The organism is Radiobacillus deserti, assembly GCF_007301515.1.
In the GTDB taxonomy this organism is placed as follows: Bacteria; Bacillota; Bacilli; order Bacillales; family Amphibacillaceae; genus Radiobacillus; species Radiobacillus deserti.
Genome location: NZ_CP041666.1, coordinates 1,312,628 through 1,332,648 on the forward strand (window position 1 = coordinate 1,312,628; position 20,021 = coordinate 1,332,648).

The window sequence follows — 20,021 nt, forward strand, 5'->3', positions numbered from 1 at the left end:
TATATATTGAAGAGATTAGATAGGATGATACATGTGCAAGCAAAACTAATAAGCTCTATAAAAAATCGAACATCACTGGTCTGGAAAATCCCGACGTTTCCCATTTTGCTTATGTTAAACTTTATGTTCGGGTTGGCCACCTCGTTATTTATTCCATTCTCATCTATATTTGGATTAGATGAAGTGGGGATGAGTAATGTAGCTTATGGGATCTTTATGACAATCATGGCAATCGGTGGCGTCGTAATTAGTACGTATATAGGAAAGCTTTCCGATCGAAATGTGAGTCGAAAACTCATTTTAATTGTTTCATCTGTTGCAGCGATTGCTGGTTACTTAGGATTTGCGTACGTTCGGGATTACTATATACTTTGTTTCATCGGATTCTTTCTACTGGGAATTGCATCAGCTACCATGCCTCAATTGTGGGCTCATGCTCGTGAGGTACTTGAGCAATCAGATGTTCCCAAAAAGGAAGTACCTTATGTCATGAATGTATTCCGTATGTTTACAGCATTAGCTTGGACTGTTGGTCCTGCCTTTGCGGGATGGATATTAGTCGTAATGGATTTCGAAGGGCTGTTTATGTTAGTTTCGTTAGGCTTTTTACTGTGTATTTTTGCTATCTTCGTTTTCTTGAAGGATGAACCCAAAAAAGTGGATATGACAGGGAAGCAAGTTATGTTAGGGAAGTTCATGCTTCGGCCGCACATATTTGCGAACATCATAGCAATGTTTTTACTACACGCTGCAACAACTATTAATATGCAAAATATCCCGCAGTTCGTTACGAAGACACTTGGAGGGACGGAAGCACATGTAGGAGTCATTTTTAGTGTACCTCCTGTTTTCGAAGTTCCACTTATGATTATGTTCGGGATTATGGCAACAAGATGGGACTTAGGCAAATTGATAAAACTAGGATTTTTCTTTTCCTTCGCTTATTTTTTCTTAATTTGGAATGTTACTGAGCCATGGCAAATCTATCCTTTACAAATTTTAAGTGCCGCTAACGTAGCGATTACGGCAGGATTGGCAGTTACGTATTTTCAAAACTTTTTGCCGAAAGAGCCGGGTACAGCTACAACACTTTATATGAATGCACAAAAAATTGGCTCGACACTAGGCTTTTTACTATTCGGTTACTTTTCTAGTTTATTTGACTATCAAAACGTATTTACGATTTGTATTTTATTTACAGGAATTGGTTTTTTCGTACTTCTATTTTTCGGACAGGAAAGAAAACACAAAAAAGTAGCAGAATTCTAATAATATGTAACATATTTTAAGAGAAAACGTCAGATTCTATAACAAATAGAAAAGAAGGGACGTTATTCATGAAAAAATGGTTAACCATGTTAGGGATTCTCATCATTCTTTCCGCCTGTGGAACAACGAATGCGGATTCTGATTCAAAGGAACAGCCTATACAACCGTTACCAGCTGGAGAAAAAGTAAATGGTTCTGGTGATCAAGGGAGTGAAGGGATTGTGGCAGGAGAAGTAGAAGCTACGCTACGAGAAGTGGCACCATTACAGTATGTGTACACGCTTAAAAATCAGACAGAAAAACCAGTCAAACTGGACTTTACTAGTTCACAACGCTATGATTTTTCTGTTGAAACGAAGGAAGGCAAACAGGTTTATTTATATTCAAGCACTGCTTCTTTTATACAAGCTTTAGGAGAAGAAGAAATCAAACAGGCTGAAGAATTATCCTACACCTTAGATTTAAACCAACTTGGCCTTTCGTCCGGTGATTATGTGTTAACGGCTTGGATGACACCTAAAGAAGGAAAGAAGTATAAAGTTTCAACGGAATTTACAGTGGAGTGATAATTAGAAAAGCTGATAGCTTTTCATTGGTTAAGCGAATCTATTCTCTTTTTAAGGCGTACTACTTACTAAAGACTGGAGTAAGGAGTGGAGTTTGTGACGCAAAATAAGAAGGGGGATAGGGTCGCAGTCTGGATGGTGATTGGGATAGCAATCGGCACTGCGATTGGAGCGGCGATGAATAATATGGGAGTGGGGATTGCGCTAGGTGTCGCATTTGGAGTTGCTATTGGATCAACGAGACATAATAAAAAGACCTAAGGACAATGAACGAGGGAAAAAAGACCAATGATGGTCTTTTTTTTGTGCTCAAATGTAGTCTTATAGCATTAACTTAGTAAAAATGTACTGTTTATAATTGTTTTTGGTTAATTAATGAACATTAATTATTAATTGTGATATACTATTTACCATCAAAGGAGGGATGGGAATTTGGAAAAGGGTATTGGAATAAGTGGGATGGGGCGAATTGGAAGGCTATTAGTCCGCGCTATAATGTCGAATCCGGTGATGAGAAAGGAATTAAAAGCAATTAACAGCACCTATCCAGCTGAAACAATTGCACATTTGCTGAAATATGACTCGGTACATGGAACGTGGGATGTAGATATTCAGGCAACGGAGCATTCTATTACAATTAATGAAAGCGTTTTACAGGTTGCGTATTCTCGAGAGCCAGAAAAGATTCCATGGAAAGATTTTGGAGTGGATCTTGTCATTGATTCGACTGGAAAATTTAATCACAGAGCTGGGGCCGAAAAACATACGGAAGCAGGTGCATCCACCGTTCTTATCACAGCGCCTGGTCAAGAAATGGATCAGACCGTTGTGATGGGAGTCAATCATCAGATGTACAATCCAGAAAAGGATAGATTCCTATCCGCAGCATCATGTACAACAAATTGTGTCGTACCAATATTGAAAGTCTTGGATGAAGCTTTTTCAATTAAGAGAGGTTGGGTGACTACGGTTCACTCTTATACTTCCGACCAAAACCATTTGGATAATCCTCATAAAGATTTGAGAAGAGCCCGATCGTGTACCCAATCCATTATTCCAACGACAACGGGTATCGGTAAGGCGCTTCAAGGGGTATTCCCTCATCTGGCGAGTAAGCTTGAAGGGACAGCAATCCGCGTACCAACGGAAGATGTATCCTTGCTTGACTTAACAATTGAGGTTGATAGAAAGACGACAGTGAAAGAAGTGAAAAAGATGTTTATTCAAGCGGCAGAAGGAAGTTTGGCAGGTATTCTGGATTGGACAGATATTCCTCTAGTTTCCACCGATTATATTGGAGCTTCCATGTCTGCCATCATTGACGGACCTTCGGTGAAAGTAAGAGGAAACCAATTAAAAATATTAGCTTGGTACGACAATGAATGGGCGTATGCAACTAGAGTTATGGAACTTGCTGACTATATTCAAAAGGAGAGATACGCAAGTGGCAACCTTCAAAAGTCTTCCTGAGATGGGGTTAATCGTTTGTAAACACTGTGATTGTGAAATGGATACGTTTCATTCTGATAAAGTGATGACCTACTATTCTAAATGCTCTGATGATTGTACACCTGCTGAAGAAAGGAATGGGGATATTGAATTCCGTTAATCTACTTGAAAGATACATGAATAAACACAAACCTGTAATGCATCACAATCTTTCCATTGCTGAATTGGTGCAAGCTTCTGTTTGGAGGAAAGAAGGAAGCTTAACCGAAACAGGTGCGCTCCTTACGACTACTGGAGAGTTTACAGGACGTTCTCCAAAAGATCGATTTATCGTAAAAGATGAACAAACTGTAAACCAGGTCGCTTGGGGAAAAGCGAACCAACCGATATCGAAGCAGCATTTTGATTCTTTATATCAAAAAGCATTAACTTACATGGCAGATAAAGAGCTTTTTGTTTTTGATGGTCAGGCGGGAGCAGATAAGCATTCTTCTTTATCGATTCGAGTTATTAACGAATACGCATGGCACAATCTATTTGCTCAACAGTTATTTATTCGAGATACGGTAATAGAACCTGAGTTTACAGTGATTTGTTTGCCGGGATTAAAAGCAGATCCTCAGCTAGATGGAACAAATTCGGAAACATTTATCGTCCTTTCTTTTGAGAAAAAAGTGGTGTTAATTGGTGGAACCGCTTATGCCGGTGAAATGAAAAAGTCTATTTTTAGTGTCCTTAATTATCTTCTTCCATTAAAAGGGATTTTACCAATGCATTGCTCTGCAAATGTCGGAAAAGAAAAAGGGGACACCGCACTATTCTTTGGCTTATCTGGGACTGGAAAAACAACACTTTCAGCAGATGAAAGCCGCCAACTCATTGGGGATGATGAACATGGTTGGTCTGACAATGGCGTGTTTAATTTGGAAGGTGGTTGCTATGCTAAATGTATTGGTTTAACGAAAGATAAGGAGCCACAAATTTGGAATGCCATTAAATTCGGAACCGTTTTGGAAAATGTGGATCGGGATGCAAATACGAATGAGCTAGATTTTACAAGTGGAAGATTAACGGAGAATACTCGTGCCGCTTATCCGCTAACCCATATTCCGGACGCGGTACTACCTAGCAAGACAGGTCACCCAAACGTCATTTTCTTTTTAACTGCCGACGCTTTTGGTGTCCTACCACCTATTTCTAAATTAACGAAGGAACAAGCCATGTATCACTTTCTATCAGGCTATACCTCTAAGCTTGCTGGAACAGAACGAGGGGTAACAGAGCCAGAAGTGACATTTTCAACTTGTTTTGGAGAGCCATTTTTGCCACAAGATCCATCTATCTATGCGACAATGCTCGGGAAGAAATTAGAAAAGCATGATGTAGAGGTCTATCTCGTGAATACAGGGTGGACTGGTGGACCATATGGAGTGGGGGAACGAATTCCATTACATTTTACGAGAACGATGATCTCGGCTGCTCTTAATGGGGACCTACAATACGGTACTTTTCGAATAGATCCAGTGTTTGGTCTTGCTGTTCCTACTTATATGCCTGGAATTCCAGATAAGCTATTGATTCCAGAAGAGACGTGGGAGGATGAAATAGCGTTTGAACGAAAAGCGAAAGAATTAGCGAATCATTTTCATGATAACTTCCGCAGATTTTCAAGCGTGAGTGAAGCGGTTCGTCAAGCAGGCCCAATTATAAGTTAATAATACTTCCCTATCTTTAACCTAGACCTATTCTTGCGTTGCTAGAAAAAGAATTATATGATTACCTCAAAGAGGCACGGACAGGAGGATCGGAATGATAGAGTTTTCTGCAAGACAATTAGAAATTGTCGATATTGTACAAAAGAATGAACCAATTACAGCAGAACAAATTGCGGAAATGCTAGGTGTTAGCAAAGCAGCAATTCGTTCCGATTTGGCTGTGTTAGCTATGACTGGTTATATTGATGCAAAACCTAAAGTGGGGTATTTTCGTGGAAATAGTGTGAAACGAGATGGGATAAGTAGCCAACTAAACACGTTATTGATTAAAGATATCCAAGGAGTTCCCGTGGTTGTTCAAGAAACGGCATCGGTACATGATGCGGTAATCCAGTTATTTCTAGAAAATGTAGGCACACTTATGGTCGTGAATCAGGATGGTTTTTTAGTTGGGATCATATCACGTAAAGATCTATTAAAGGTCACGCTAGGAAATCCAAATGCTTCTACTATGCCAGTCCATCTCGTGATGACAAGACAGCCAAATATCGTAACGGTGTCCCCAGAAGACACCGTCCTAGAGGCAGCGCGAAAAATGGTTCATTTTCAGGTTGATAGTCTTCCTGTCGTAAAACGTGACAATCATAGCAACCTATTAGTCATTGGTCGGATTACGAAAACGAACATGACACAATTACTAGTAGATTTAGCAATGGAAGTCTAGATGGATAGGTGGGGAAATCAGTGACAAATAAAGATCGGATTATTTATGTATGCTCGGATGCCGTGGGCGAAACAGCAGAAGCGGTAGCTCGTGCTACCATGAGACAGTTTTCAAACGAAACTATACAAATTAGAAGATATGGTCATGTTGAATCAGAGGATCAAATTCACTCTCTCATGGATCAAGTGCAAAAGACCGGAGGGATTATGGCTTATACGCTTGTGCAGCCTGAATTAAGAGAAAAAATGAAACAAGAAGCGATTGATAGAAATATAAAAGCCGTTGATGTGATGGGCCCTCTAATGCAAGCCTATGTAGACACGTATAATAGTGAACCAAAGCAATTGCCTGGACTACGCCATGAACTGGATGAAGATTATTTCCGAAGAATCGAAGCCATAGAATTTGCTGTTAAGTATGATGACGGTCGGGATGCGAGAGGATTTCTGAAGGCACAAGTTGTGCTTGTAGGTGTTTCAAGAACTTCTAAAACACCTATAAGTATTTTCTTAGGACATAAAGGAATAAAAGTAGCAAACTTACCTATTTTGCCAGATGTCAAACCGCCACAGGAACTTTATGAAGCTAAGAATCCATTCATCATTGGCTTAACGATGGATTTAGATAATCTATTGCAGATTCGCAAAGAACGATTAAAAGCCATCGGTTTGCCAGACGACGCAAAGTATGCCTCAGAGGATCAGGTGAGAAAAGAGCTGGAGCAATCCAAGAAAATCATGGAAGAGTTAAATTGTCCGATAATTAACGTGTCAAATAAATCGATTGAGGAAACAGCTGGAATCATTATGACATATTTAGATAAACGGTTTGAAGATCAGTCGAAATAACCCTTAACGGTATCTGAGTTAAATCAGAGGGGGATACCAAGCGTGGAAAGAAGCTTATCAATCGAGGTGGTCCGAGTTACCGAGGCTGCAGCCATTGCCTCAGCTAGATGGCAAGGACGTGGGGTTAAAACAGAAGCTGATGATGCAGCAACAACTGCTATGCGAGACGTATTTGATACCATTCCAATGCTAGGAACTGTTGTCATAGGAGAAGGGGAAATGGACGAAGCACCGATGCTTTACATTGGGGAGACACTAGGTACTGGAGATGGTCCGAAAGTAGATATAGCAGTGGATCCGTTAGAAGGAACAAATATTGTTGCAACTGGAGGCTCTAATGCATTAGCAGTTGTTGCAATTGCGGATAAAGGTCATTTGCTACATGCACCAGATATGTATATGGATAAAATAGCTGTAGGGCCAGAAGCAGCGGGGAAAATAAGCATAGAAGCACCGATTGTAGACAATGTACGTGCTGTGGCAAAAGCAAAGGGGAAACAGATAGAGGATGTGGTCGTCACCATTTTGAACAGACCGAGACACCTGAGTATGATAGAAGAACTTCGGAGAATCGGGGTACGAATAAAATTAATCGATAACGGCGATGTTGCTGGTGCCATTAATACGGCTTTTGACCATACAGGCGTTGACTTATTGATTGGAGAAGGCGGTGCACCAGAAGGCGTGTTAGCAGCAGTAGCCTTGAAATGTCTTGGGGGAGACATGCAAGGGAAATTGGTTCCTAAGCATAGAGAAGAACTTGAACGATGCTTTAAAATGGGGTTAAACATAGAGAACGTATTACTATTGAACGATTTAGTCTCGGGCGATGATGCTATCTTTGCTGCTACTGGAGTAACGGACGGAGAGCTACTTAAAGGAGTGCAGTACAAGGGAGATATTGCCAAGACTCAATCTATCGTGATGAGAGCAAAGTCTGGAACCGTTAGATTTATAGATGGTCAACATAGCTTAATGAAAAAGCCAAATTATGTGATGAGATAGGATGGGCATAGAGCCCATCCTTTTTTGATAGTTACATCATCTTTTTCCTTGGTACATGGTTACGATAATAGTAAATCAAGAGCTTACCATTTATTTTTTAACGGTCGATATTGGCTCACGTTGTTAAAAATGAGCAATAAGGTATATGACCATAATCCTGCTGTTAGAGCAGGTACCAACTCTCCCTTTTATGAAATGTAATCCCCAAAAAAGCGGTGACGATATATAATTCTGCAACTAGTCAACCTAAAACGTCTATATATACGAGCAATTTCTCTTTAAATGTCATGAAATCGACGAAAATGGAAATGAAACATATCTACCTATCTAGTACGGAATATGGTATCTTATGTAAGGTAACTTTATCAGGAGGGTAGATTTATTCATGGGAAAGAGATTGACAGCAAAGATGGAAACATCGGCAAATAGCGTGGACCTTCATTCTAAACATATGATAGAATTCCTAAAACTCAATGGAGGCAATCATGTCTCTCATCTATTCTTTTTAAATGATAAAGAAGTATATTGGGCACAAAGGCAAACGGTATTAATTGTATATAAAAAAATTGCAAATAAATTAGTCGTATTAGGGGATCCAATTGGACCGGAGGATTCACTTCCAGAAGCAATCCTTGAATTTCACAAGTATTGTAAAATTCAAGGTTTAAAGCCTGTTTTTTATCAAGTTAGTCCTGCCTACATGCAATATTATCATGAAACGGGCTATCGATTTATCAAGCTTGGAGAAGAAGGGAAAGTCAATCTCCAAAACTTTTCATTGGCTGGAAAAAAGGGGGCCAAATTGCGGACAAGGTTTAATAAATTCACACGTAATGGCTTTCGTTTCGAAGTTCTTAATCCGCCATTCTCAAGCGAACTACTACAAGCGTTGAAGGAAGTTTCCGATTCATGGCTTGGAGATCAAAAGGAAAAGGCGTTCTCCGTTGTCTCCTTCAGTAAAGAATATGTATCCAGATTCCATGTAGGAATCTTATACAATGCAAATAATGAAATTGTTGCGTTTGCAACACTTGCTGATGACTTTAAAGAAACTATTAATATAGATTTAATGCGTAAACGTGAAGACAGTCCTCATGGAACGATGGATGTACTATTCATTCATATTTTACAATGGGCAAAAGAAAATGAATATGAAACCTGTAGCTTAGGGATGGCACCACTATCGAACGTAGGTAGCTGCAAGTATTCGTTTGCAACGGAAAAGTTCATACGTTTAGCGTATCTATATGGAAATTCATTATATAATTTCAAAGGGTTGAAGGAATTTAAAGAAAAGTTTGCTTGTACTTGGGAACCGAAGTATTTAGCTTATAAAAATACATTTTTGCCTACGACATTCTTACAACTAGTCTTGTTAATCAATAAGAAGAAAAAGACAGCATTAAATAAAGAGATTGGATAGAGCCGAAAAGTAAAAAAATTCGGCTCTTTTTGCATCCAAGTCTGTCTTAACGAAATACGGCTGTTCTTTGCTTTTGTACGGTTTGGATAAAATAATATAGTTGTTTCCGAGTTCTTTCTAAAATTTCTACATCTATAATTGGTTGTTCAAGCAGTTCTTTACTAATCTGATTATCTAGCAAATAAACTCCTTTTAAGTTTTGGCCTTTTAGATTGGCAAGTAACGGCTTTAAAGTGTACTCTATGGCTAGCAAATGTGCAGCACTACCTCCCGTCATGAGAGGAAGAACTGGTGTATCCTGAAGCACATCCTGTGGCAAAAGATCGATAAGTGCTTTTAACACTCCAGAATACGCTGATTTATAAACAGGAGATCCAATAATTACACCTTTAGCTTGAAGGATAAGTGCCGTAATATCTTGAATAACTGGGCTTTCGTGCTGTCCAAGAAATAAAACCTCCTGTGGAATATCCCGTACAGAAATGTGTGAAACAGATAGCTTCTCCTTTTCTAATAAATGTCCTAAATAACGTAAAACAATATCTGTTCGAGACTGTTCAGATGGACTTCCAGATAACACAACAATGTCACTCATGTGATACATCCTTTCACTAATAAAATGTTTTTATAAGAGTGTGGATGATTTTCCGATCATCTTGAAGCATATAAAAAGCCCCCTTTTCATGAAAAAGAGGGCAGTTTTCATATATGTATGCACTCTTATCTTTCAAGAAAAAAATCTTGCTGGAGGTAGCACCTTTCTGACATAGTCAGAGGTTGCTGAAGCGTCAACGGGCCAGTTCCCTTAGCTTCTCTTGATAAGAATATTGATTTTGTAATTCATCTTACTGTCCTTATATGGGATTGTCAACAGGGATGTAAGAAAAGATTTGAACTTTTCATTTTACATATTTCGTCATTTTCTAAGAAGTTGGCTGAACAAATAGGATTGTAAAAACATCGTAAATTTTCGGATATTTTTATAGATTTTTCGGATAGTGAATAAAATGAAAGCTGTTACAATCATTTGTAAGCGTTATCAAATGAAGGGGGAAAAGAAATGAAAAAGCTAAGTATTCTACTCGTAGGCATTATAACTGTTTTAACTTTGGCAGCCTGTAATGGAGGAGAAGGAGAGACTACTTCTGGAAGTGATGTTATCGAACTAACATTGTGGAATGACTGGACAGAGGATCGACCTGAGAATACGGCCTATAAAAAAATGGTGGAAAAATTTAATGACAAGCATGATGACATAGAGGTTGTGATCGAAGCGATTCCACACGATCAGTATGAAACAAAGCTTCGGACACAAGCTGCGGGAAATCAACTACCTGATATGTTCCGTGTATGGCCAGGAGCAAGACTCGCTCCATTGGCAAAAGGAGGGGCAACTCTTTCACTAGATTCGATAAAAGACAATTGGGAAGGTGAAATCCCAGAGGGTATTATGAAAGACTATCAATATGATGGAGTTCAATATGCGATTCCAGGAAACATCAGTGAAACGAGCTTAATATTCTATCACAAGGATATGGTGGAAGCTGCAGGGTTTGAAGAATTTCCTAAGACGTATGAAGAGCTCAAATCACTCATTACAGCATTAAATGAAGATGGTAAAACACCAATTTCATTAGGTAATAAAGCGATTTGGCCATTGCAATCTGTCTATATTTCTACGATTGCTGATCGATTTACAGGTAGTGATTTCTTACCAAATGCTATCAGTGGAGAAGCAAGCTTTGAAAATGAACAGTTTATCAACTCGATGAAGGTCATTGAAGAACTCGCTACTATGAAAGCCTTTAACGGAGATATGAATACCATTGATGAAGCGCAAGCGAGAAGTGAGTTTAATGCTGGAAATGCAGCGATGCACTTTGCTGGTTCTTGGGCAATTGGTCCAGTGCTAGATAGTGTGGAAAACGTGGATAATATCGGGGTAGCTCCATTTCCTAGCTTTGAAGGGGGAGACGGAGATCCGGCTAAAATTGCAGGAGTTGCAGGAGGCGGGATTGCTCTAAATAGTGATTTATCCAAGGAAGAGCAAGAAGCAGCATTGGAATTTCTAAAATTCTTCTACAGTGATGACATGTATCAGCAATTAGTGAAAGCAAACATTATTGTACCAGCAGATGTGAAAATGGGAGAGGATATTCCACAAGTCTTTCAAGAGGCAAATAAGCTGGCACAAGGCGGACTGGCTCCTGTTTATGATGCCACACTTAGTCCAGAACTAACAGACATTATTAATAATGGACTTCAAGCGATAACACTTGGTGACAAAACGCCGGAGGAAGTAGCAAAAGATATGCAGGAACAGGCTGAAAAAGAGCAATAGAATAAGAGGCAGGTTGCTAGGGTAGCAGCCTGTCTATCTATCCACGTTTCGGAGAGGAGGTTTACTATGCACGCAGTTGGAAAAAGAAGAGGAGCAATTATTCTAGGGTTACTGCCTGCACTAATCATCTATGTGATTTTTGCCATTCTTCCCATTCTACAATCCTTTTACTATTCGGTGATGGAGTGGGACGGCTTTTCTGAAATGACGTATGTCGGATTAGCTAATTTTAAAGAGATTTTTCAAGATCCACTTTTTTGGAATAGTGTTAAGAATAACATCTTTGTTGTATTAGCATCAGTTTTCGGGCAGGTTCCGATTGCACTTTTTATCGCCTTATTATTAAATCGAAAGCTAAAAGGATTAAAAATATTTCGTACTATTGGCTTTTTGCCTGTCGTATTATCGACGGTTGTTATTTCCTTAACATGGAGTCTCATCTACAACTCGGAAGATGGCTTGATAAACGGAGTATTACGTACAGTTGGATTAGAAGGATGGGCTCAAAATTGGTTAGGGGATACGAACCTAGCGATGATCTCTGTATGTATTACGGTAATCTGGCAATTTGTTGGCCTTTATTTAATCATCTTTTTAGCTGCCCTTCAAAATATTCCAGAAGAAGTATTAGAAGCCGCAAAAATAGACGGTGCATCAGAATGGACGACGACAAGGAAAATAATTGTTCCAATGATTTGGGATACGGTGATAGTAGCAGTTATTCTCTGTATTGCGGGGAGTTTAAAAACCTTTGATTTAATTTATGTCATGACAAATGGTGGACCATCTCATTCTACCGAAGTAATGGCACTTTATATGTTCAATGAAACATTTAGCCAATTGCAGTATGGATATGGAAGTGCTGTGTCCGTGCTCATCTTCTTTTTTAGTTTGATTCTTATTTATTTAGTGAACAAAATTTTCGGTAAGAAAATGATTTAGAGAGGAGGCACAATATGGAGACAGTTGTCCAATCTGAGTTAAAAAAGACTCCACAAAAAACGAAGAAGAAAAGAAGTGTAAAGCGACTACTCATCTATGCAGTATTAACGATTTTCGCAGTTGTGAACGCCTATCCGATTCTTTGGATGGTGATCAACTCCTTTAAGTCAGAGAAAGAATTCCAAGTGGATCAATTTGGCTGGCCAGATACATTTGTATTGGATAATTACGTGAATGCCTGGAATACAGCAAACTTCGGGGTTCTTTTTAAAAATAGTATATTTGTTTGTTTGGCAGCAACAATTTCGACCGTTCTGATTGGTGCAATTGCTTCTTACTTTTTATCTCGATTTACGTTCAAAATGAACAAGGTTGTGTACACTTTTTTTATTTTCGGAATGCTTATCCCAATTCATGCCACTTTAGTTCCAATGTTTATCTTGATTCGGAATCTTGGGCTGTTGAATACACCAATAACGCTAATCTTTCCGTATATTGCATTCCACCTTCCTATCACGATATTTATTTTAACAAGCTTTATGAAAGCATTTCCGAAGGATATTGAAGAATCAGCAGTTATGGATGGATGTGGCATTTTTCGAATCTTTTGGTCTATCATTCTACCAATGTCGAGACCTGCACTTGCAACGGTGATTATTCTTAATTTTATTTACAATTGGAATGAATTTTCATTTGCATTAGTTCTTATCAATGATCCTGCTCTTCAAACGCTTCCACTAGGATTAGCAAGCTTTGCTGGTCAATTTACGACAAATTACGGGGCGCAAATGGCTGGTTTAACCATGTCTCTTATTCCAATCGTAGCGTTCTATTTATTGTTAGAGAAAGAAATTGTGAAAGGCATGACAGCCGGTGCTGTAAAGGGATAGAATGGAAGTATTACCGGCTAAAAGGATGGATGTCCGATGTTTCGAAACTGGGGACTAAAGAAACAATTTCTAACAGTCTTTCTTATATTAATCACATTACCAACTGTATTATTCGGGTTTCTTATTTACTATCAAACGACAACTACATTCAAGGAACAAGCAGAACAGAACACAATCCGTAGAATGGAAGTTAATGAAGAAACCTTAAAATCGATGGTAGCGAGCATTGAAAATATGACTTCTTATATGATTTATGACAGTGATTTTCGGACATTCTTTAAGACAGCAAAAGAAGATACCCACGAAATGGCATATAAACGTGCGGAAGAAAGCATTCGTGGGTACTTTACCTTTCAATTAATGACGCACGATTATATTAATTCGATTGAACTACGAGGATATGATGGAAATTCTTTAGAGTTTGGAAATCCTGTATCTGGAGAAGAGGAAGAATTGGATTTGGCTGCTCTACATGAGAGTGGTGCTCCTACTTGGAGCAGCACATATCAAGTGGAAAGTGACTGGGGCGGAACGTATAACGTATTAAGCTTAACTAGAATTATTAATGATTTACGAAATATTAACCAGGCAATTGGATTGGTAAGAGTTCGATTGGATCAAGCAGCTGTATTCGATCGAATGGAGGCAAATGCTCCATTGCAGCAGGGGAAGCTACTTTATTATGTCTGAAAATGGCAACGTTATCATTCATAAAGACCAAACCATGGTGGGGAAAAAGTATCCAGATGAGGAAGTTAGTGAATTCGTGGCTACTAGTGATCATACCACGATGTCTTATAAAGCAGATCATGGAACCCATCTCGTCGTAAAGCGCCCTATCAATGGAACGCCTTGGGTGTCTGTAGCCATTGTGAACGATGACGAAGTAGTCGGGGAGTTATACCGAGTCCGTGCACTTATTCTTGATATGATTCTACTACTCTTACTTTTAGGAATCGTAGCATTCATTGGATTCTACTATTTCAATATTAAACGGATTTCCGAATTAACCAAACAAACGAAGCAGCTAGAAAACGGGAATTTTGCAGCAAACGTAAAAGTAACATCAAAGGACGAAATCGGTATATTAGGAATGCGTTTTAACAACATGGTTCGGACGATTCAAGAATATATTAATAGAGAATATAAATTAAAAATAAAGCAAAAGGAGACGGAATTAAAAGCTCTCCAGAACCAGATTGATCCGCATTTTCTATATAATACGTTAGACATGATTCGATGGACAGCTCGAATAGAACAAGCTCAAGAGACCGGACAACTCATTGAACGAATGTCTAAAATGTTTCGAATGAATTTAAACAGAGGAAGAGCATGGGTTAGATTAGAAGAAGAGCTTTCCTATATCCAAAACTATTTAGAATTACAGAAGAAAAGACTTGGAGAGCGACTTTCCTTTACCATTTATTCGGAGGATGAGATAAAAAACGCTATTGTCGTAAAGCAACTGCTACAACCATTAGTTGAAAATAGTATTGTCCATGGTCTTCAAAATCGAAAAGATACTGGAAACATTATCATTCGGTGTTATTTACATGGTCAACATATCTGGCTTGATGTACTAGACAACGGTGTAGGCTTCGGAAAGACAGAAAATAAACCGAGTGGTGGCTCAGGATTTGCTTTAACAAATTTACGAGACCGGCTTTATTTAGCATTTGGTAATGGGGCGAATGTTAACATCCTAGATTACGAGGATGGAGCCTGGGTTCGAGTTCAAATTCCATTTGTAACCGAAGAGGATAAGCTTCGAATAAAGGAAGAATCGGGGGAAGAAAATGTCCTTTAAGCTTCTAATAGTTGATGATGAACCGATTATTCGAGAAGGCCTTAAAAGTACTGTTCCTTGGGCGAACTATGATATGGAAGTGGTAGGGGTGGCCGAGGACGGGGAGGCTGCGTTAGATTGGCTGAAGAACAATGGAACAGTGGACTTAGTTTTAACGGATGTCCGAATGCCAGTAATGGATGGGCTTCAGTTAGCTAACCAAATCGCTACTCAGTACCCGAAGATGAAGATTGTCATGATTAGTGGATATGATGAATTTAAATATGCACAACAAGCCATTCAAATCGGTGTTCGAGATTATTTATTAAAGCCAGTTGATATTGACGAGTTAATGGAAGTTACACAAAAAGTGAAAGATGAGATGGAAGAGGAGCGCCAAACGTTTACAAATCACCGCCAACTTAATATTAGTCAAGCCATGTATCAACAGCTTTTTGATGGTATTTCCATCCATTCGGATACCCTCAGAGATCTTCAGTCTTTGAGCATGTATCCTTTTATAACGATGGTTCAGGAGTATGCAAAGGAAACGGGCCATTTGTCTGAATATTTATTGGATAAATGGCAAGTGGGATGGAAACGTCAAATAAAAGATGCTTTCTCTAAAGAAGGGTATATGGCCTATTCCGTATTTCTTTCTGAAAATGTGCTATTGACATGTGTAGAGGCAACAGAAGCTGAAACAACCCCTTCATTCATTGAGGAAGTAGTGGCATCTGTAGAACTCCCCTTGAACATGGTTATCTACCCAACCTCTATTCTTCTTGGGGATTTACATGAGGTGTATCCTGATCTTTTACAGGGGATTGAGCGGATAGCGATTGAGGAGCAGCCCGTTTATTCGGCTTATTCTCCCCATTCAGAACGAGATTTAGGGACTTGGAAACAGGAATGGGAAGAAACGTTTGTAGAGCTTATCTTTACAGCGGACTACAACACGGTTAAAAGTCAGATGCAGGAGTTGTTTACTCAGCTCCATAAGGAAAAGATTCCCTTAAGTAATGTTAAGGAATTATTTCAATCTATTATTCACAGCATTGTTGTAACGTTAGGATCCTCATTTAATGAAGATGAATCCATTTTTTATAGGAAAGAGATTAATGTCCATGTGTGGAATTCATTATCACTTCTGCAGAAGAAGTTTGAAGAAGATGTGGAGAAGGTGCTCTCTTTTATTCAGCAAAAAGAAAATAAAATGTGGATGATCGAGCGTGCTGAGCATTACATTCAATCCTATTATGCTTCGGACATCAAAGCACACGAAGTAGCGGATGTAGTGAACGTATCTCCGAATTATTTTAGTACGTTATTTAAACAAAAGACAGGAAAAAGCTTTAATGAATACCTCAATGAATTGCGTGTAGAAAAAGCAAAAACGCTTTTAGAGGAAACCCCATTGAAGATTAATGAGATAGCAGAAATGGTTGGTTTCCATGAATACAAATATTTCGTAGACGTCTTTAAGAGGTTTGTACATTTGACTCCTACAAAATATCGCGCTTGGATGTCTTCTAAAGAAAAAGTTCAGGAAAAGGAGAGATAGTATGCAGACGAAAACGGTTAAAGTACCTAAAGATTTTATGTTGGGTGCAGCGGTTTCAGCATGGCAAACAGAAGGATGGGATGGAAAAAAGCCTTTCCAGGATTCTTATTTAGACCTTTGGTATAAAAATAACAAGCATGTGTGGCATAACGGCTATGGACCAGCAGGAGCAACAGATTTTTACAATCGGTACAAAGAGGATATTGGCTATATGAAGGAAATTGGTCTAACTCATTTTCGTACTTCAATTAATTGGTCCCGTTTTTTAACCGATTATGAAGAAGCGGTCGTCGATGAGGAGTACGCTGCTTATATCGATCGTATGATTAATGAATTACTCGCTAACGGTGTGGAACCCATGATTTGCTTGGAGCATTATGAAGTACCAGCAGTCCTTTTTGAAAAGTATGGAGGCTGGGGTTCGAAGCATGTTTTGGAGCTATTTGTTAAATATGCCGAAAAGGTTTTCGAACGGTACGGAGACCGTGTCAAACATTGGTTTACATTTAATGAACCAGTTGTGGTTCAAACAAGAGTCTATTTGGATGCCATTCGTTATCCGTTTGAGCAAAACACAAAAAAATGGATGCAATGGAATCATAACAAAGTATTGGCTACGGCTCGAGTCGTACAATTGTTTCGAACCATGCAATTAAAAGAAAAGTATGGTGCCAAGATTGGCGTTATATTAAATCCGGAAGTCACCTACGCCAGATCTACTGCTAAACACGATCAAGAAGCTGCTAGAATGTATGACCTTTTCTTTAATCGTGTTTTTCTCGACCCTGCCATTAAAGGCACCTATCCGGAAGAGTTATTTACGCTTATGAACAAGCATGATATCACCTTCAACTACACAGAAGATGAATTGAACATGCTACGAGAAAATACAGTGGATTACGTTGGGCTTAATCTTTATTTCCCGCATCGTGTAAAAGCGAGAAGCACAGCTTGGAATGAGAATACTCCGTTTCATCCAGAGTTCTATTATGAAAAGTTTGACTTGCCAGGCAAGAAAATGAATCCATATCGAGGTTGGGAAATCTATCCACAAATTATGTATGATATGGCAATGCGTATGAAGAACGAGTATGGAAATATTGAATGGTTTATCGCGGAAAACGGGATGGGTGTTGAGAATGAACAGCGTTTTAAAGATGAACATGGTCAAATACAAGATGACTACCGGATTGAATTCATCGGCCAGCATTTAGATTGGCTGCTAAAGGCTGTACAGGAAGGCGCAAATTGCAAAGGCTATATGCTCTGGGCATTCTCGGACAATGTTTCTCCAATGAATGCATTTAAAAACCGTTACGGTTTAGTGGAAATTAACCTAGAGGATAATCGAAATCGCAGGTTGAAGAAATCAGCTTACTGGTATAAGGATTTGATTGAATCTAGAACCCTAGTTGTTGAAGATGAGGCAGTGTACAAATAAGGAGAGATGGCATGAAAGTTTCGTTTCGTTGGTTTGGTGAAAAAGAGGATACCGTTACGTTAAACCAGATAAAACAAATCCCAGGAATGGATGGAATTGTAGGAGCTTTATATGATGTTCCTGTCGGGGAAGTGTGGCCGTTAGAGAAGGTTCAGCAATTAAAGCAACACGTATTAAATGCCGGATTAAATTTGGAAGTAATCGAGAGTGTTAATGTTCACGAAGATATTAAGTTAGGTCTATCTACAAGAGATGCATACATTCAAAACTATCAACAAACATTACGACATCTAGCTACCGTCGGAATTAAAGTCGTCTGCTATAATTTCATGCCAATCTTCGATTGGACACGTACAGATTTGGCAAAGCCACTGCCGGATGGCTCGAATGTTTTAGCTTTTCAAAGAAATCTCATTGATTCGATTGATCCGCTCCAGTTTGCGGAACAAGTAGAACATAATTCGAATGGCTATCCGCTTCCAGGTTGGGAACCAGAACGAATGAAAACAATAAAGCGTCTCTTTACGTTATACGAGTCTGTATCCGAGGAAGACTTATTTAATCATCTTCAATACTTTTTAGAAAACGTCATTCCAGTAGCAGAGGAATGTGATATAAAGTTGGCGATTCATCCAGATGATCCACCTTGGTCTGTTTTTAAACTTCCTAGAATTGTAACGAATAAAGAGAACCTAGCCCGTATAGTAAACCTTGTCGATAGTCCGTATAATGGGTTAACGTTATGCTCAGGTTCGCTTGGAGCAAATCCAAACAATAACGTGCCCGAGATTTTTCGAGAGTTTTTGCATCGCGATCGAGTTCCGTTTGTGCATGTACGCAATATTAAAATAGAGGAAAATGGAGATTTTGCTGAAGCCTCTCATCGAGGACAAGATGGTTCTTTAGATATATATGGGATAGTGAAAGCACTTCATGACTATGGTTTCACAGGCTATATCCGCCCAGACCATGGCCGAATGATTTGGGATGAAAAAGCAAGACCGGGCTATGGATTATATGACCGTGCATTAGGCGTCATGTATTTGTTAGGCATTTGGGATTGCTTGGTAAGAGAAAAATCAAGTGCTTTTCATAGAATTGAGGAGAAGAAATGAGTAGATATCTTGCATTTGATATCGGTGGAACGTATGTCAAGTATGGATTAGTAGACTCTAACGGACATATTGTGCACCAGGATAAGTTTAAGACACCTACTTCATTAGGGGTATTATTAGAAGATATAGCTCGCTTATCAAGAATGAAAAACGATGTAGAAGGAATAGCAGTTAGCGCACCAGGAGCTGTCTCCGACTCTGGAATTATTTATGGATCAAGTGCAGTAAAGTATTTGCACGGTCCAAACATCAGAGAGTTAATTAGCGAACAGACTGGCTATCCTGTATTTATGGAAAATGATGCACACTGCGCTGCCTATGCAGAGCTTTGGCAAGGGGCAGCAAAAGGGAAAAAGGATGTTATGGTCATGGTTATTGGCACTGGCATTGGAGGAGCAGTTATCAAGGATGGTACCATCCATAAAGGTGCAAATATTCATGGCGGAGAATTTGGATATATGCTGTTGACCTCAGACGTGAAGGACAGCAACGATGTTTGGAGTCGAGTAGCATCCAGTAAAGCACTAGTCCGCAAAGTGGCCGCACGAAAAGGCTTGCAAGCAGATCAACTAACAGGAGAAGAAATCTTTGACATGGTAGATAAAGGAGACAAAGACGTCAATCAGCTCGTGGAGGAGTGGTATCACTTGTTAGCAATTGGGATTTATAATCTTCAATACATCTACGATCCAGAATTGCTGTTAATTGGTGGCGGCATCAGTGTGCGAAAGGATCTAATTCCAAAGATACAAGAAAAATTGAGCAAACTTCTTGGAGCCATTGACCTTGCCAAAATTACGCCTAACATTCAAGCGTGTCACTTTAGACAGAACGCAAATTTACTCGGTGCAGTTTATGGGTATAAGAAAAAGTATGAGGGACTATAAAAGCCTTTCCATTACGGGAAAGGCTTAATTTTTTTCAGTGTCTATACTACATTCTA

Annotated in this window: 20 protein-coding genes and 1 riboswitch; of the genes, 19 read left to right on the top strand and 1 reads right to left on the bottom strand. The window is 39.1% G+C overall.

All coding sequences use genetic code 11. The features are described 5' to 3' along the window. Nucleotides 1-33: 33 nt before the first annotated feature. The 10 genes from FN924_RS06960 to FN924_RS07005 all read left to right on the top strand — a co-directional run bounded on the left by FN924_RS06960 (nucleotide 34) and on the right by FN924_RS07005 (nucleotide 8,999). Nucleotides 34-1,269, top strand: coding sequence for a sugar efflux transporter (locus FN924_RS06960; protein ID WP_158633960.1), 1,236 nt, complete (start codon nucleotides 34-36; stop codon nucleotides 1,267-1,269). A 68-nt stretch (nucleotides 1,270-1,337) separates the two neighbouring features. Then, nucleotides 1,338-1,835 (top strand): BsuPI-related putative proteinase inhibitor, encoded by a 498-nt coding sequence (locus FN924_RS06965; protein ID WP_143893006.1) that lies wholly within the window; start codon nucleotides 1,338-1,340, stop codon nucleotides 1,833-1,835. A 96-nt stretch (nucleotides 1,836-1,931) separates the two neighbouring features. Then, complete coding sequence (locus tag FN924_RS06970; RefSeq protein WP_143893008.1) at nucleotides 1,932-2,096, top strand: glycine zipper domain-containing protein; 165 nt, start codon at nucleotides 1,932-1,934, stop codon at nucleotides 2,094-2,096. A gap of 171 nt (nucleotides 2,097-2,267) precedes the next feature. Beyond that, nucleotides 2,268-3,305 carry a type I glyceraldehyde-3-phosphate dehydrogenase gene (gene gap, locus FN924_RS06975; RefSeq protein ID WP_228409609.1) on the top strand — a complete coding sequence of 346 codons (1,038 nt, stop codon included), beginning with the start codon at nucleotides 2,268-2,270 and terminating at the stop codon, nucleotides 3,303-3,305. After that, on the top strand, nucleotides 3,280-3,444 hold the full coding sequence (locus FN924_RS06980; protein ID WP_228409610.1) for a GapA-binding peptide SR1P: 165 nt from the start codon (nucleotides 3,280-3,282) through the stop codon (nucleotides 3,442-3,444). The genes gap and FN924_RS06980 overlap by 26 nt, the downstream gene beginning before the upstream one ends. Next, the gene (gene pckA / locus FN924_RS06985) at nucleotides 3,422-4,999 is read left to right on the top strand and encodes a phosphoenolpyruvate carboxykinase (ATP) (RefSeq protein ID WP_143897159.1); all 1,578 of its coding nucleotides are present in this window, start codon (nucleotides 3,422-3,424) and stop codon (nucleotides 4,997-4,999) included. Before FN924_RS06980 ends, pckA begins: the two co-directional genes overlap by 23 nt. A 94-nt stretch (nucleotides 5,000-5,093) precedes the next feature. Further along, complete coding sequence (locus FN924_RS06990; protein WP_143893010.1) at nucleotides 5,094-5,723, top strand: transcriptional regulator CcpN; 630 nt, start codon at nucleotides 5,094-5,096, stop codon at nucleotides 5,721-5,723. 20 nt (nucleotides 5,724-5,743) lie between these two features. After that, complete coding sequence (locus FN924_RS06995) at nucleotides 5,744-6,571, top strand: pyruvate, water dikinase regulatory protein (protein WP_143893012.1); 828 nt, start codon at nucleotides 5,744-5,746, stop codon at nucleotides 6,569-6,571. 42 nt (nucleotides 6,572-6,613) lie between these two features. Continuing rightward, on the top strand, nucleotides 6,614-7,576 hold the full coding sequence (gene glpX / locus FN924_RS07000) for a class II fructose-bisphosphatase (protein WP_143893014.1): 963 nt from the start codon (nucleotides 6,614-6,616) through the stop codon (nucleotides 7,574-7,576). A gap of 385 nt (nucleotides 7,577-7,961) precedes the next feature. Next, nucleotides 7,962-8,999, top strand: coding sequence for a phosphatidylglycerol lysyltransferase domain-containing protein (locus FN924_RS07005; RefSeq protein ID WP_143893016.1), 1,038 nt, complete (start codon nucleotides 7,962-7,964; stop codon nucleotides 8,997-8,999). A 46-nt stretch (nucleotides 9,000-9,045) separates the two neighbouring features. On the opposite strand, the gene ssuE is transcribed toward FN924_RS07005, so the two are convergent. Continuing rightward, the gene (gene ssuE / locus FN924_RS07010) at nucleotides 9,046-9,594 is read right to left on the bottom strand and encodes an NADPH-dependent FMN reductase (RefSeq protein ID WP_143893018.1); all 549 of its coding nucleotides are present in this window, start codon (nucleotides 9,592-9,594) and stop codon (nucleotides 9,046-9,048) included. A 122-nt stretch (nucleotides 9,595-9,716) separates the two neighbouring features. After that, nucleotides 9,717-9,824: riboswitch (SAM riboswitch) on the bottom strand. Between the two features lie 235 nt (nucleotides 9,825-10,059). Here ssuE and FN924_RS07015 point away from each other — a divergent pair. The 9 genes from FN924_RS07015 to FN924_RS07055 all read left to right on the top strand — a co-directional run bounded on the left by FN924_RS07015 (nucleotide 10,060) and on the right by FN924_RS07055 (nucleotide 19,965). Then, nucleotides 10,060-11,340 carry an ABC transporter substrate-binding protein gene (locus FN924_RS07015; RefSeq protein WP_143893020.1) on the top strand — a complete coding sequence of 427 codons (1,281 nt, stop codon included), beginning with the start codon at nucleotides 10,060-10,062 and terminating at the stop codon, nucleotides 11,338-11,340. Nucleotides 11,341-11,406: 66 nt separating this feature from the next. Beyond that, nucleotides 11,407-12,282, top strand: a complete 876-nt coding sequence (locus tag FN924_RS07020; protein WP_143893022.1) for a carbohydrate ABC transporter permease — start codon at nucleotides 11,407-11,409, stop codon at nucleotides 12,280-12,282. 14 nt (nucleotides 12,283-12,296) lie between these two features. Continuing rightward, a complete protein-coding gene (locus FN924_RS07025) occupies nucleotides 12,297-13,172 on the top strand; it encodes a carbohydrate ABC transporter permease (protein ID WP_143893024.1) in 876 nt (291 codons plus the stop codon). 36 nt (nucleotides 13,173-13,208) lie between these two features. Next, nucleotides 13,209-13,862 (top strand): cache domain-containing protein, encoded by a 654-nt coding sequence (locus FN924_RS07030; protein WP_143893027.1) that lies wholly within the window; start codon nucleotides 13,209-13,211, stop codon nucleotides 13,860-13,862. After that, nucleotides 13,855-14,979 carry a histidine kinase gene (locus tag FN924_RS07035; protein ID WP_158633961.1) on the top strand — a complete coding sequence of 375 codons (1,125 nt, stop codon included), beginning with the start codon at nucleotides 13,855-13,857 and terminating at the stop codon, nucleotides 14,977-14,979. Before FN924_RS07030 ends, FN924_RS07035 begins: the two co-directional genes overlap by 8 nt. Continuing rightward, nucleotides 14,969-16,522, top strand: coding sequence for a response regulator transcription factor (locus FN924_RS07040; protein ID WP_143893031.1), 1,554 nt, complete (start codon nucleotides 14,969-14,971; stop codon nucleotides 16,520-16,522). Before FN924_RS07035 ends, FN924_RS07040 begins: the two co-directional genes overlap by 11 nt. Before the next feature lies 1 nt (nucleotide 16,523). Further along, entirely contained in the window at nucleotides 16,524-17,963 is a 1,440-nt protein-coding gene (locus FN924_RS07045) for a glycoside hydrolase family 1 protein (RefSeq protein WP_143893033.1), read from the top strand. An 11-nt stretch (nucleotides 17,964-17,974) separates the two neighbouring features. Further along, complete coding sequence (uxuA, locus tag FN924_RS07050; RefSeq protein ID WP_143893035.1) at nucleotides 17,975-19,078, top strand: mannonate dehydratase; 1,104 nt, start codon at nucleotides 17,975-17,977, stop codon at nucleotides 19,076-19,078. Next, the gene (locus FN924_RS07055; protein ID WP_143893037.1) at nucleotides 19,075-19,965 is read left to right on the top strand and encodes an ROK family protein; all 891 of its coding nucleotides are present in this window, start codon (nucleotides 19,075-19,077) and stop codon (nucleotides 19,963-19,965) included. The genes uxuA and FN924_RS07055 overlap by 4 nt, the downstream gene beginning before the upstream one ends. Nucleotides 19,966-20,021 lie beyond the last annotated feature (56 nt).